Source organism: Halobacterium salinarum DSM 3754, from assembly GCF_008124605.1.
GTDB classification, from domain to species: domain Archaea; phylum Halobacteriota; class Halobacteria; order Halobacteriales; family Halobacteriaceae; genus Halobacterium; species Halobacterium salinarum.
In genome coordinates this window covers 510,262-523,004 of the sequence record NZ_VRYN01000001.1, presented here as the reverse complement: position 1 = coordinate 523,004, position 12,743 = coordinate 510,262, and the positions used below count along the sequence as shown (strand labels likewise).

Annotated in this window: 12 protein-coding genes and 1 tRNA gene; 5 read left to right on the top strand and 8 right to left on the bottom strand. The window is 70.8% G+C overall.

Annotated features, from left to right (window positions below; translation table 11 throughout):
* The first annotated feature begins 37 nt into the window (after positions 1 to 37).
* Both APQ99_RS02830 and APQ99_RS02825 read left to right on the top strand, forming a co-directional pair.
* Entirely contained in the window at positions 38 to 2,293 is a 2,256-nt protein-coding gene (locus APQ99_RS02830) for an AAA domain-containing protein (protein WP_136361554.1), read from the top strand.
* A gap of 50 nt (positions 2,294 to 2,343) precedes the next feature.
* On the top strand, positions 2,344 to 3,396 hold the full coding sequence (locus APQ99_RS02825; RefSeq protein ID WP_345944589.1) for a saccharopine dehydrogenase family protein: 1,053 nt from the start codon (positions 2,344 to 2,346) through the stop codon (positions 3,394 to 3,396).
* Here the strand turns inward: APQ99_RS02825 and APQ99_RS02820 are convergent.
* Positions 3,393 to 4,148 carry a DUF4097 family beta strand repeat-containing protein gene (locus APQ99_RS02820; protein ID WP_136361552.1) on the bottom strand — a complete coding sequence of 252 codons (756 nt, stop codon included), beginning with the start codon at positions 4,146 to 4,148 and terminating at the stop codon, positions 3,393 to 3,395. The genes APQ99_RS02825 and APQ99_RS02820 overlap by 4 nt on opposite strands.
* A 186-nt stretch (positions 4,149 to 4,334) precedes the next feature.
* Positions 4,335 to 4,407 (bottom strand) — tRNA-His (locus tag APQ99_RS02815).
* Positions 4,408 to 4,503: 96 nt separating this feature from the next.
* Here APQ99_RS02815 and APQ99_RS02810 point away from each other — a divergent pair.
* A complete protein-coding gene (locus APQ99_RS02810) occupies positions 4,504 to 4,956 on the top strand; it encodes a DUF5814 domain-containing protein (RefSeq protein ID WP_136361551.1) in 453 nt (150 codons plus the stop codon).
* Here APQ99_RS02810 and APQ99_RS02805 read toward each other — a convergent pair.
* From APQ99_RS02805 to APQ99_RS02790, 4 genes are all read right to left on the bottom strand, one after another.
* Positions 4,946 to 6,253, bottom strand: coding sequence for an aminoacyl--tRNA ligase-related protein (locus tag APQ99_RS02805; protein ID WP_209000309.1), 1,308 nt, complete (start codon positions 6,251 to 6,253; stop codon positions 4,946 to 4,948). The two genes, APQ99_RS02810 and APQ99_RS02805, sit on opposite strands and share 11 nt — an antisense overlap.
* A 190-nt stretch (positions 6,254 to 6,443) precedes the next feature.
* The gene (locus APQ99_RS02800) at positions 6,444 to 6,848 is read right to left on the bottom strand and encodes a ribbon-helix-helix protein, CopG family (RefSeq protein ID WP_136361549.1); all 405 of its coding nucleotides are present in this window, start codon (positions 6,846 to 6,848) and stop codon (positions 6,444 to 6,446) included.
* 44 nt (positions 6,849 to 6,892) lie between these two features.
* A complete protein-coding gene (locus APQ99_RS02795) occupies positions 6,893 to 7,465 on the bottom strand; it encodes an RPA family protein (protein ID WP_136361548.1) in 573 nt (190 codons plus the stop codon).
* A 1-nt stretch (position 7,466) separates the two neighbouring features.
* Positions 7,467 to 8,399, bottom strand: a complete 933-nt coding sequence (locus APQ99_RS02790; RefSeq protein WP_012289447.1) for a replication protein A — start codon at positions 8,397 to 8,399, stop codon at positions 7,467 to 7,469.
* A gap of 176 nt (positions 8,400 to 8,575) precedes the next feature.
* Between APQ99_RS02790 and APQ99_RS02785 the strand changes: the two genes are divergently transcribed.
* A complete protein-coding gene (locus tag APQ99_RS02785) occupies positions 8,576 to 9,568 on the top strand; it encodes a mannose-1-phosphate guanylyltransferase (RefSeq protein WP_136361547.1) in 993 nt (330 codons plus the stop codon).
* Positions 9,569 to 9,578: 10 nt separating this feature from the next.
* Here the strand turns inward: APQ99_RS02785 and APQ99_RS02780 are convergent, their stop codons facing one another.
* On the bottom strand, positions 9,579 to 10,364 hold the full coding sequence (locus APQ99_RS02780; protein WP_136361546.1) for an SDR family oxidoreductase: 786 nt from the start codon (positions 10,362 to 10,364) through the stop codon (positions 9,579 to 9,581).
* 48 nt (positions 10,365 to 10,412) lie between these two features.
* Complete coding sequence (locus tag APQ99_RS02775) at positions 10,413 to 10,865, bottom strand: TRAM domain-containing protein (RefSeq protein ID WP_012289446.1); 453 nt, start codon at positions 10,863 to 10,865, stop codon at positions 10,413 to 10,415.
* 120 nt (positions 10,866 to 10,985) lie between these two features.
* Between APQ99_RS02775 and APQ99_RS02770 the strand changes: the two genes are divergently transcribed.
* Positions 10,986 to 12,707, top strand: a complete 1,722-nt coding sequence (locus APQ99_RS02770) for a flippase activity-associated protein Agl23 (RefSeq protein ID WP_136361545.1) — start codon at positions 10,986 to 10,988, stop codon at positions 12,705 to 12,707.
* Positions 12,708 to 12,743: the final 36 nt, after the last annotated feature.

Genomic DNA, 12,743 nt, shown 5'->3' with positions numbered 1-12,743 from the left:
CGTTCTTCGCCGTGCTCGCGCTATCGGCTCGTCCACGATGCCCGACGGTGACGCCCCCGATGTCACGCCCCTCTACGAGGCGTGGTCGCTGCACGGCGCCGACCGGTACGCCACCGGCGACCTGCGCGCGCGCAGCCGCTACCTCGGCCTCGAACACGACGACCTCCGCGCGTGCCTGACGCAGGCCGCCGACGTGGTCGACGTGCCCGCCGAGGACGGCCGCGGGACGGTTGTGCCGTTGCACGCCCCGGACACACCCGAGCCGACCGACGAGTACGTCGTCTGGGACCCGGACAGCGACGCCGTCGGCTACTTCGACGAGAGCTTCGGCATCAGCGGCGCGCACAGCCGCGTCCCCCTCGACGACGTGGTCGCCACGGCCATCGCCCACCGGGTGCGGTTCTGGCCCCCGGCGCGCGCCCCCGGCGGCGACACCGACCCGGACGGCCCGCTTGCAGCCGCCACCGTGCCCGACGGCGTTCCCCCAACGGACCCGATCGCCGGCCGCGACCGCCGGGCGTTCTTCGACACGCTTCGGGACACGGTCCGGGGCGAACGAGCCGCCGAACGCGACCAGACCCGCGACGCGCACGCCGACGCCGATCTCGGCCGACTCGTCGACGAGCACGCCGTCGACGGGCCGTTCGTGCTCGTGTCGACGACCGCCCACTCCGACCGGCCGGCGGACGTCCGCGTCCAGTACGCGCCCGCCGACGGTGCGCCGGCGGACATCGACCTCGTCGCCGCCTTTGACCTCTACCCGGACAACCGCGTGCTCGTGGACGCGTTCCACGACGCCCTCCCGCTCCCCGCGCGCGTCGCGAGCGTCGACGGCCCGCTGGTGACCCTCCAGCCGACCTGGGAGCGCGTCACCGACCCCGAGGGCGTCGCCGCGACGCTCGCGGACGCCGACTCGTTCTGGCTGCGTGGCCTCCTCAACCCCGTGCCGTACACCCGCCGCCTGGACGCCATCGACGCGGTCTGGGAGACGCCCGCGAAGCGCCGGCTGCTCACCGGCCAGCGCCCCCTGTCGTTCTCGCGGCCGCCGAACCACCGGCGCGCCGACCTCGCGCTCGACGACCACCAGCAGCGCGCGCTCGCGTGGGCGGTCGCCGCCGACGACGTGGCCTGCATCCACGGCCCACCGGGCACCGGGAAAACGCGGACGCTGGCCGCGGTCGTCGCCGAGTCGGTCGCCCGCGGCGAGCGCGTGCTCGTGACCGCCCACTCCAACCAGGCCGTCGACACCCTCCTCGTCGGCGACAGCACGCTCGACGCCGCCGACGACGGCTCCCTGCACGGCGTGCTCGGCGACGACCCCACGGTGGACATCGCACGCCACGGCCGCCACTCCCGGAACCGCGTCGTCGACGACCACTACCGCCAGCGCGGGGTCGACGCCGCGGACGTCGTTGCCGCGACGACGAACGGCGCCGCCACCTTCGACCAGAACGCCTTCGACCTCGCGGTCGTCGACGAGGCCACACAGGCCTCCCGGGCCGCCACCGCCATCGCCGTGAACGCCGCCGACACGCTGGTGCTCGCCGGCGACCACCGCCAACTCCCGCCGTACGGCGTCCGGGAGGGCGGGGCGGGCGAGATGCGGCCGTCGCTGTTCGAGACGCTGATCGACCGCTACGGCGACGACGTTGCCGTTCTGCTCGCGCGCCAGTACCGGATGCACGACGCCATCGCGGGCTTCCCCAACGAGGCGTTCTACGGCGGCCGCCTCGAAACCGCGGCGGTGGCCGCCGACCGCGCCGTTGATGGCCTTCCCCCGGTCGCCGTCGTCGACGTGGCCGGCCAGGAACGCCGCGACGAACGCGGCGCGAGCGTCCGGAACGCCGCCGAAGCGTCGGTCGTCGCCGACCGCGTCGACACGATCCGCCGTGCCGGCGTCGAGCCCGGTGATCTGGGCGTCATCGCCGCGTACAGCGACCACGTCTCGGCGATCCGGGGCGTGCTCGCCGACCGGGGGCTCGACCGCCCGGCGCTCACCGTCGACACCGTCGACTCCTTCCAGGGTGGCGAACGCGACGCCGTTGTCGTCTCGTTCGCGCGCAGCAACGACGCCCACGACGCGGGCTTCCTCGAACACCCAGCGGCGGGACCACGCCGGCTGAACGTCGCGCTCACACGCGCCCGCCGCCACCTCTCGCTGGTCGGCGACTGGGCGACGCTCACCGACCCCGCCAGCCACCGCAGCCCCGCAGCGAGCTGCGCAGACGTGTACGCCGACCTCTACGACACGCTCGCCGACCACGCCGACGCCAGGCTGTTCAGCCGCCGCTAACCCTCGCCGCGACCTCCACAGCCAAGACCCCGGGCGTGCTACACGAGTGCGTGACTGCCCTGCTCGTCTACGGTGCGTACGGCTACACCGGTGAACTGGTCGCCGCGGAACTCTGTGCGCGCGGCCACGACCCGGTGCTGGCCGGCCGGAACGCCACGAAACTCGACCGCATCGGCACCCGCCTGGGCTGCGACACGCGCGCGTTCCCCGTCGGGGCCGCCGCCGCCCACCTCGACGGCGTCGACGTCGTCCTGAACTGTGCGGGCCCGTTCACCGAGACCGCCACCCCGCTGGCCGACGCCTGCCTGGACGCCGGCGTCGACTACCTCGACATCACCGGCGAGATCCCGGTCTTCGAGACGCTCGCGCGCCGCGACGACGACGCACGCGACGCCGACGCGACGCTGCTCCCGGGCGTCGGCTTCGACGTGGTGCCGACCGACTGCCTCGCCGCCCACCTCGCCCAGCGGCTCCCCGACGCCACCCACCTCGCGCTCGGCTTCGAGCCACACGGCGGCATCTCGCCGGGCACGGCCGCCACCGCGGTCGGCCAACTCGGCGACGGTGGTGCCGTCCGCCGCGACGGCCGCCTGCTCTCAGTGCCGCCCGCCCACCGCCAGCGCCGCATCGACTTCGGCACCGGCACCCGGACCGCGGTCACGTTCCCCTGGGGCGACGTCGCCACCGCCTTCCGGTCGACCGGCATCCCGAACGTCGAGGTGTACATCCCCATGCCGTCGGCTGCGCGCCGCGCGCTGCGCGCGTCCGGGCACCTCGCGCCGCTTTTCGACGCCGCGCCCGTCCAGGACACTCTCCGATCGCTCATCACGCGGTTCGTCGACGGTCCCGACGCGGACGAACGCGCAACCGGCCGCGCACACATCTGGGGTGAAGTCAGCTCCGACGCCACCGGCGAGACGGCGGTCTCCCGGCTCGTCACGCCCGAGACCTACGCGTTCACCGTCGACGCCGCCACCACCGCCGCCGAGCGCACCCTCGACGGCGACACCCCGCCCGGCTACCAGACGCCCGCGACCGCCTTCGGCGCCGACTTCGTCACCGACCTCGACGGCGTCACCCGGACCGACGACGGGGACGCCTAGAGCGCGTCGAACTCGACGTCACCGTTGTCCGACTCCGCGACCACCTCGTGCGTCCCCTCGCCGAGCACGCCACGCACCATGCCGCCGTCGCCGTCGCGACGCAGGTCCGACAGCTCGAGGTCCTCGATGCCGGTTTCGCCGTTGTCGGTCCGTGCCACCACCTCGGCGTCGGCGTCCGGGGACAGTGACACGCTCACGTCCCCGTTGTCCGACACGGCGGTCACGTCACCGGACAACGGCGCTGGCTCGTCGATGGTGACCGCACCGTTGGTCGTCTCCGCCGCCGACACCGGGCCGGCCGACTGCACTGTCACGTCGCCGTTGTCCGTGGTCGCGGACTCGACGCCCGCGACGTCCTGGACGTCGATGTCGCCGTTGCTCGTCTCAAGCTCGCCCACCGCCGTCCCGGCCGGCACCTGCACGTCGAACGCCGCGCTCACGCCGTCGGTGGTTCCCGCGAGCGCGACCGAAAGCCCATCGGCGCCGGTTTGCCCGGCGACCTCGGCGCCGTCGACGCGCTCCTCGCTGGGGCCCGACAGCCGTGCCGTTACCGCCACCTGCTCGCTGTCGTGTGTTGATACCGCCACGTCGCCGTGCTTGCCGCTGACGCTCACGGCCGTGTCCTCGGCGGGCAGGTCGAACTCGACATCCCGCGTCTCCTCGTACTGGTCGTCGGACTGGGCTCCCATACAGCCGGTCAGTGACGCTGCCGCCGCAGCCGCGACGCCGCCAAGGAGGGCTCGTCGGTGCATACGTCGTGCTCTCTGCTCGCGTCCCTTATTAATTCCTACGTGTTGCTCGCGGTTCGAGTCTCGGCGACGGGCCAGACGGGAGCATTGAACCAGCGCCAGCGGTCACCCTCGCTGTGCTCGGGTGCCGTGACCGGCAGCGCTCGCCGGGACGGACCTCCCGCTTCGCACTTCGGTCGTCGCGAAAAGGTCCAGGGGCGAGAATCGAACCCGCGTCTCAGCCTCCACAAGGCTGAAGGATAGTCCACTACCCTACCCCGGACACTGCATCCTGTCGTAGCGTGCTCGCAGACAAATACGTTACGACCTCGGGCAGACGATACGCTTTTCCACTAACCCGCCGTATCACGGGGTGACTGTGGCCATCACGGACAAAATCTACGTCAAGAACCACCGCCAGATCGCCTCCCAGCTCGACACCCGATTCCCCAAGTCGGCGTTCAGCGGCGCGACCCTCGACATCCTGTTCACGGGGGATCTCTCGGCGCTGAACGACGCCACCCGTGACACCGTCCTGGAGTTCGCCGAGGACTTCCTGGACTGCGACTGCGACTCGAACCCCTACTGTGGCCACCCCGAGGAGAAGTTCGTCGAGTACCTGCTGGACCTCCGCGCGCAGGGCCTCGACCCGGAGTCGATGGTGGACGTGATGACCGACGACTACATGGTGTACGCCTACCCCGGCGACCTCTACTCGTTCCTTGACGACGCCATCCGCACCCTGGAAGCCGTCGAGGAGCTCGCCGACGTGGACGGCCGCCCAGAGGAGGCCGACCGCGCCAGCCGGAAGAAGCGCGAACTCAGTCGGTAGCGCCGCTCCCGACTCGATGCTCGCCCTCACTGGCGGCGAAACGCTCGACGCACTCGGCGACCGCCTCGACGGCCAGCTCCTCCGTTCCCGTTTCGGTCTCCACGTCGACGACACCGTTCTCGCGATACGTGTTCCCGACCACGACCGTGGCGGGGATACCGAGCAGGTCGCTCTCGGCGAAGCGCTCCCCGACGCTCAGGTCGTCGTACAGCAACACGTCGTCGCGGCCGCAGTCGTTGTGGATGCGCTCGGCGACGTTCAGTACCTCGCTGTCCTCGCCAACGGGAATCACGGCGGCGCGGTAGGGCGCGGCGCTCCCCCAGCCTGTGACGGGCCACGCGAGACTGTCGCTGTCGCCGTGCTGCTGGGCGAGCGTCTGGAGCAGGCGGTCGACGCCCAGCCCGTAGCTCCCCATCTCGACGCGGCGCTCGCTTCCGTCGCCGGTGTCGACGGTGAAGCCCATCGCTTCGGAGTACCGGGTACCGAGTTTGAACACGTGGGCGACCTCGATGCCGTCGCTCGCCGCGAGGTCGCCACCGCACTCGGGGCAGGCGTCTCCGGTCGCGTGCGCGTCGGAGCCGTCGTGTTCGTCGGTGACGCCGAACCGACAGCCGTCGGCCGTGCAGTGGACGAGCCGGTCGCTGTCGCCGCCGGCGTCTGAGACGGGCGCGACGAACTCCTCGGAGGCCGCGCCGCCCATCACGCCCGCGTCGGCCTCGACGATAGCGTACTCCAGACCGACGTCGTCGAGGACGCGCTCGTAGGCCGCCCGGACCTCGCGGTAGGTCTCTCGGAGCCCAGGTTCGTCGACGTCGACGCTGTACGCGTCTTGCATCGTGAACTCCTTCGTGCGCACGAGCCCGTTCCTCGCGTGGTCGTCGCGGAACTTCGACTCGACCTGATAGACGAGCAGCGGGAGGTCGGCGTGGCTGCGCACCCGGCCGTCGAGCAAGTGGACGACGCCCTCCTCGTGGCTGGGTGCGAGACACATCGCCTGCCCGTCGCGGTTCTCCAGCGTGAACATCTCGTCCTCGAAGCCACCCCAGCGCCCGCTCTCGCGCCAGCGGTCGGCGTACTGGAGCCCGGGCAGTCGGACGCGCTGCCCGCCGATGGCGTCCATCGCCGCGACCACGCGCTCGGTGAGCTTCTCCCGGACCCGCTGGCCGGCGGGTGTCACCGCCCACAGCCCGCTGCCGAAGTTCCGAATCAGGCCCGCGCGGACCAGGAGCTTCGCCGCATTGGACCCCGAACCGGGCGTCTCCCGGGTCGCGGGCAGGAACAGGTCGCTACGCCGCACGCCGACCACCTCCGTTCGCGGCGTCGCGGTCGCTGGTGGTCGTCGTCGCTCGCATCTGCTGCGAGAATCCGCTATGCGCCTGCCGGAACGCGTCCACGGGCCCGACCGGACCCCTGGCATGACTCGATCATCACAGCTGGTCGTTCACGACCCGCCGCAAAAAGGCTACCCCCGCCGTGGGAACGACTCGCTATCCGAGCTGGTAGGGTTCGTCGTCGTCATCCAGTTCCTCCAACTTGACCACGTCACCGATCTCGTCTTCGCTGTCGGTCTGACTCCGGAGGTGGTCGATGTACGCCTTCTGCTCGTCCAGCTGCTCGCGGAGGTGTTCGGCTTCCAGTTCGAGGCGCTCGTGTTCGCGCACGAAGCTCTTCGACACCTCGACGGTCGGCGGGAAGTCGTCGTCGTCGCCGTCTCGCGTTCTCGTGCTGTCCTCGGGCACGACCCGGACCTTCCCGTCGTGGGTCACAAGCGAGTCAACGTAATCACGGAACACCGCCGACAGGGAGATGTTGCGCTCCTCGGCGATCTCGCTGAGCGCGTCAAACGCCTCCTCGTTCACCCGGAACGAGATGGTCTTGTTCTTGTTCCCCATGTACCGGACAGTCGCGCCCGGAGCAGCTTAAGCGTTTGTCGCCCTCACCCCGGCGCGTCGAACTCCGCCAGCGCGTCGACGACCGCCTGCCGGTACGCCGAGGTATCCGCGCCGTACTCGGCGCGGGCGCGCTCGGCGTACTCGTTGCCCTCCTCGTTGAAGGCCTCGATGCGGTCGAGCGTGCGCTCGGCGGCCTCGACCACCCAGCGGTCACGAACGCTCTCCTCGACCATCGTGATCGACTCCGGCCGCAGGGAGACGTTCACGGACCCGTCGTCGGTCTCGTAGGTCCGTGGCTTCCCGACCACGGCGACGTACGTCGGCGTCTCGGCGTCCCGCAGTGCCGCCGCCGCTTCCGGCTGGTACTGGCCCGCGTAGACGAAAAACGTCCCCGTCGGGTCGACGACGCGGCCCCGCCAGTACTCCGCGTCCTCGCCGATGTCCTCGGTCTCGGTGAGCGTCCCGGTGACGAACACGCGGTTCGCGCGCTCGCCGGTCGGGAGCAACGCGTACAGCGGCGCGCGCTCGTCGTCGGACTCCTTGAACGTGAACGTGGCGTCGTTGAACTCGGCCGCGAAGACGCGGCGTGCGACTTCGCGGGTGGGTGCGCCGCTCATTTCAGATCGACCTCGCGCGGATCAGCACGGATTCAGTGTCCGGCCGGGTGGTAAGCAACTCGGTGTCGTTGGCGAGCACGTACCGACCGAACGTCGGCCCCGTCACCCGATAGTACTTCCCGAGGATCGTGGCGCGCATCTCGTCGGCAACGACGGTCGTGTCGAGGGCGTCTTTGGCCATCTGCTTGGCCTCCTCCAGGCCGATGCCAGTGAGGGCTTCCGTGGCCTCCTCGTCGAAGATGACCTCGTGGACGTCGGTGCCGTCGTCGAGCACCCCCTTGATGCGGAGGTCGAACTCCCCGTCGCCTTCGCCGTGCTCGTTGCAACGGCCGTTCTGGAGGACGCGCGTGCAGTCCTCCTCGGGGCAGCGCTTGATCAGCCCGCTGCCGGACTGTACGTCCACGAGCGCGCCCGCGACCTCGTCCTCGTTGTCGCCGACCTCGAACTCCTCGTCGACCGCCTCGATGGACGTTGTCTTGTTCAGCTTCACCGAGTATCGGCCCTGGTACTCGTCGGTGACGACGTTCCCGAGGCGATAGACTTGGCCCTCGTCGAGGGTTTCGAGGTCCGACTTCGCCCACTTCGTGAACTTGATCGTGCCGGTCGGGTCGCCCAGCAGGCCGACCTGCCCGACGGAGTCCGAGCGGGGCTCCCACAGTTCCACGACTTTCGCCGTGATGTCCACCCACTGCTCGGCCTCGTCGACGTCCTCGACTTCGACGGTGTCGTTGCCGCCACCGCCGGCGAGGTCGTCGCGGTCGAGGCCGGCCTCGTCGAGGTAGTGGTTCTCGACGCTGCGGCGGGCCTCGTCGACCGGGACTTTGTACTCAGAAACCAGTTTCTCCAGCCGTGCTTCCACGTCGTCGACGGTCGCGTCGACGTGCTCCGAGAGGTCGTCGTGGACCTCCTGAGCCGTGTCTGAAAGGTCGCTCATGGTCGTGTATCCGTCTCCGCGTGTGTTTCGATGGGAGACGTATCGGTGTTTGCTCCCAACCCCCTTTAAATCTCCGCACCCGGGGTGAACGCGGTCGCTCGCCCCCCCGGAGACAGGCATTTGGGCCGCGGCGTCGAACCCGCCGGCATGCACTCCACCCTCCGGGTGAGCGCGCCGTGACACACACTGTCGCTGCCCTGCTCGCCGGCGGCACCGGCACCCGGCTGTATCCCGCGAGCCGCAGCCACCGCCCCAAGCAGTTGCTCGCGCTCGGCGACGACGACCGCAGCCTGCTCCGCCGGACCGCAGACCGCGCGGCCTTCGCCGACGACCTGTTGGCGGTCACCCGCGAGGCGTACGCGGACCGCGTCCGCGACGAGCTCCCCGAGGCTACTGTCCTCGTGGAGCCCGCGGGCAAGGACACGGGGCCGGCGCTCGCGTACGCCGCCAGCGAGGTGCGGGCGCGGTTCGGCGAGGACGCCGTCATGCTCTGTCTGCCCAGCGACCACGTCGTTGGTGACGGCTTCCAGGAGACGGCTGAGACCGCCGTCGATGTCGCCGCCCGCACCGACGGCCTCGTCACGATCGGCGTTGAGCCGGACCGCCCGGCCACCGGCTACGGGTATATCGAACCCGGCGACGACCACGGCGACCACAGCGAGGTCGCGGTCTTCCGAGAGAAGCCGGACGCCGAGACTGCCAGCCGGCTCGTCGACCGCGGCTGTCTCTGGAACGCCGGGATGTTCGCGTGGACGCCCACGGCCTTCCTCGACGCCGCCCGCAGCGGCCCACTCGACCCCCTCGTGGACGCCCTCGCAACGGACGCCGATCCGGCCACCGCCTTCGAGCGCGTCGACCCCGTGAGCGTCGACTACGCCGTCCTCGAACGCGCCGCCGACGTGCGCGTCGTCCCCGCCGCCTTCGACTGGGACGACCTCGGTGCGTGGAACGCCCTCGGTCGCCTGCTCGACGGCGAGAACGCCGTGCTCGGCGACGCCACCACCATCGACGCCACCGGGAACGTGCTCGCAAGCGACGACAAACACGTCTCGGTCGTCGGCGTCGACGACCTCGTGGTCGCGGCCTACGACGACCGCGTGCTCGTCGTCCCGAGAGCGGACGCCCAGCGCGTCCGCGACGTGGTTGCGGCCCTCGACGCCCCGTTCTGATCGCCGGCCACTACCCCCACAGCCGGCCGCCGTCGACGGGCACGCTGGCACCGGTCACGAAGCTCGCGCGGTCGCTGGCGAGAAACGCCACCACGTCGCCGAGCTCACTCGGCTCCCCGAGCCGATCCAGGGGGACCTCCTCGCTCCACCCCGCCAGCCCCGCCTCGTAGCTGTCAGCCTCCCCGCGCGCAACGGCCGCCGACACCAACTCCTCGATGCGCGCGGTCTCGTGTGGCCCCGGCTGAACGACGTTCGCGCGCACCTCCGGTGCCCACTCGCGGGCGACGGTCTTCGCCAGCCCGACGACACCACGCCGCACCGCGTTCGACAACACCAACCCCTCGATCGGCTCGCTCACGCTGGTCGAGGTGATACACGTCACGGTGCCGCCGTCGCCCGCCACCAGGTGCTCGTGGGCGGCGTCAAGCGTCCGCACGACACTCATCACGAGCAACTCGAAGGCGTCCGTCCAGTCGTCGTCGGTGACCGCGGTGAACTGCCCGCTGGGTACGCCGCCGGCGGACGTGACGACGTGATCGAGGCCGCCGAACGTCTCGACGGCTGTCTCTACCACTGCCGTAACGTCCGCCCCGTCGGTGATGTCCGCAGGGACCCCACGCACCGAGCCGTCGGCGTCCGCGCCGATCTCCTCGGCCGCCGCCACAACGCGCTCTTCGTCGCGCGAACACACCACCACGTCGGCCCCCTCGCGCGCCAGCGCCGCCGCACTCGCCTTTCCAAGCCCGCTCGACGACGCCGTCACAACCGCCACGTCCCCATCGAGTCCGAGTTCCATACCGACGCCTTCGCACCGCACCGGGGAAGCTGCTTCGCAGCCGCCCCGTCAGCTCCCCCAGAAGTTGTCCCGGCTGCCCAACCGCTCGCGGTCGTCGTGCCCGCCGTCGTCGGCGTCCTCGTCGTCGCCCCCCGCCGCGTCGTCGTCGTCGGCGTCCGCCGGCTCGTCGGGGAGCTTCTCGATCAACTCCGCACGCGCGTAGTTGGGCTTCACCGTCGACACCTCGGCTTTCACGCGGGCCGGCGGCAACACGCCGTCGACCATCACGATGAACCCCGACTCCTCCTGGCGGCCAACGCCAGCCCCGCTCTCGTGCATGTCGTCCACCTCGATGACGACCTCCTCGCCGGGCACCACGGGCGCGGTCTGCAGGTCCTCGATCGGCTGGCTGTAATGCTGGCACCACTCCATCCCGCCGCGGTCGCCGTAATGCTGGCACCCCATTCCCTCGATCTGTTCCTGGAAGCTGGGGCACTCGTCGGCGATGGGGCAGTCGGCCATACTCCCTACTGGTGGCGGCCGCTCTAAAAGCATTCCCTCTGCATTACTCCCACCAGCCCCGACGCCACCAATCACCCATCCATCACAAGGGATTTACTAACACCGGCGGTCTGTCGGCCCGTGACGATCCGCGACGCCCTCTCGGTCCACCGCGTACCGAGTGCACTCCTCTCGGCCACCGTCATCGGCCTCGCGGCCCGCCTGCTGGCGCTCGGCGACCGCGTCTTCTACTACGACGAAGCATGGTTCGGCTACTGGGTCCTCCGCGGCATGGAACACGGCGCCTGGGAGTACCGCCCCATCCTCCACGGGCCGCTGTTCGCGCGCGTCAACTCGCTGGTTTTCGGCGTGGTCGGCGCAACCGACGCCACCGCACGCCTCGTCGTCGCGCTCACGGGCGCGCTGCTCCCGCTTGCGGCGTGGCTGTTCCGCACCCGCCTCCGCGACGCCGAACTCATCGCGCTCGGCGCCGCCCTCGCGTGCAACCCCGTGCTCGTCTACTACTCGCGGTTCATGCGCAAAGACCTCCCGCTGGCGGCGTGCATGCTGCTCACGCTCGGTCTCCTCGTTCGCGCGTCCGACACCCGCCGACCGCGCTACCTCTACGCCAGCGCCGTCACGCTCGGGGTCGCGTTCGCCACGAAGGAGAGCGTCCTCCTCTGGATGGTGACGTGGCTCGGGGCGAGCGTGCTCGTGCTCGATCGCCACCTCCTGCGCGCCCGCGACACCGACGGCGACGCTCTCGGTGCCCTCCGATCGCTGCTCCGCCGTGCCGTCGCGGGCGCACGCGACTGGTGGCACCACGGCGTTCTCGCGGCCGCCGTCTTCCTCAGTGTCGTCGTGTACTTCTACGCCCCCCGTGCCGGCCTCGGCCAGGAGATCGGGCTCTGGCGCGCCCTCACCGGTGACTTCGCCACCCTCCCCGCCGTCGTCGGCGAGGCCACCCTGGGATCGCTGCACAAGGCCATCGACTACTGGGCAACGGGGAGCATCCAGCGCCACGCCTACCTCCCGTACTTCACGGACACCGCTGACACCGTCATCGCGGGCGCGTCCGGGGTCGCCGCGCTCGCAGTCGTGGGGTTCCTCTGGGATCGCTACGCCGGCGCCCACCCCCGGGGGCTGGTTGCGTTCAACTTCTACTGTGGGGTCGCCGCACTCGTCGGGTACCCCCTCGCGAACAACTTCCCGGTTCCGTGGTCGACGGTCCACGCCATCGTGCCGCTGACTGTTCCCGCGGCCGTCGGCGCCGCCGTCGTCTACCGCTGGGGCCGTAGCCGTCTTCCCGCCCGCGAACCCACGATCCTCAGCGAACACACCCCGATGCACGCCGTCCGAGCAGTGCTCGCCGCAGCCGTCCTCCTGTCGGCTGTCGCCGCCGGCGGCGCAACCCTGATCGAGACGAGCTACCAGGCCCCCCACGAGAGCCCGCGAGGGGGCCCCGGCAGCGACGTGATCTACTACGCACAAGCGCCCGCGGACCTCCGCACGGTCGTCACCGACATCGAACGCGCGGCCGCCAGCGGCGGCTCGGACACGGACGTCCTCTACGTCGGCGCCCCCCTCGCGATGACCGAATCACGCGTCGACCGCCCGCCGGCAACCGGCGCGTGGCACGCCCGCATGCCGCTCCCCTGGTACACTGAATCCCTCGAGGCAGACGTCGCAAGCGTCGACGACCCCACGGCGGTCGGTGACACCCCGCCGCCCGTCGTGATCACGACCCCGGCGCTGGAATCACAGGTCGGGGCCGCCATCGGTGCTGGCTACGAGCGCGAGACACACGCTCTCGACGACATCGGCGACCGCACTGTTGTGGTGTTCAGCGCCACCACGGAGTAACCTGGCTGCTGGCACGCGCCCCGTACACGGTGTTCG

Coding starts and splice junctions, on each gene's coding strand:
- APQ99_RS02830 (WP_136361554.1), top strand. CDS start 38: ATGCCCGACGGTGACGCCCCCGATGTCACGCCCCTCTACGAGGCGTGG.
- APQ99_RS02820 (WP_136361552.1), bottom strand. CDS start 4,148: ATGCACCGACGAGCCCTCCTTGGCGGCGTCGCGGCTGCGGCGGCAGCG.
- APQ99_RS02800 (WP_136361549.1), bottom strand. CDS start 6,848: ATGGGGAACAAGAACAAGACCATCTCGTTCCGGGTGAACGAGGAGGCG.
- APQ99_RS02795 (WP_136361548.1), bottom strand. CDS start 7,465: ATGAGCGGCGCACCCACCCGCGAAGTCGCACGCCGCGTCTTCGCGGCC.
- APQ99_RS02790 (WP_012289447.1), bottom strand. CDS start 8,399: ATGAGCGACCTTTCAGACACGGCTCAGGAGGTCCACGACGACCTCTCG.
- APQ99_RS02780 (WP_136361546.1), bottom strand. CDS start 10,364: ATGGAACTCGGACTCGATGGGGACGTGGCGGTTGTGACGGCGTCGTCG.
- APQ99_RS02775 (WP_012289446.1), bottom strand. CDS start 10,865: ATGGCCGACTGCCCCATCGCCGACGAGTGCCCCAGCTTCCAGGAACAG.